At 66.2% G+C, this 266-nt stretch carries 1 pseudogene; it reads left to right on the forward strand.

From position 1 onward, the window contains the following. Window positions 1–2: 2 nt before the first annotated feature. Window positions 3–266, forward strand: a pseudogene (locus RRF55_RS27465) (glutamine synthetase); the annotation flags it as partial.

Below are 266 nucleotides of genomic sequence, written 5' to 3' on the forward strand. Positions count from 1 at the left end.
TCATCGGTGGCCAGCAGGCATGCATGGCCGACTTCACCGCGTTGTTCGCACCCAACGTCAACTCCTACCAGCGCCTGTGCCACCCTTATGCATCGCCCAACAATGCCTGCTGGTCGCAGGACAACCGCGCTGCGGGCCTGCGTATCCCTGTCAGCGCACCGGTAGCGCGCAGGGTCGAGAACCGCCTGCCCGGGGCGGATACCAACCCCTACCTGGCCATCGCCGCCAGCCTGGCGGCCGGCTTGTACGGCATCGAACAGCAACTG

It is taken from the genome of Klebsiella sp. K47, assembly GCF_051858335.1.
In the GTDB taxonomy this organism is placed as follows: domain Bacteria; phylum Pseudomonadota; class Gammaproteobacteria; order Enterobacterales; family Enterobacteriaceae; genus Klebsiella; species Klebsiella pneumoniae.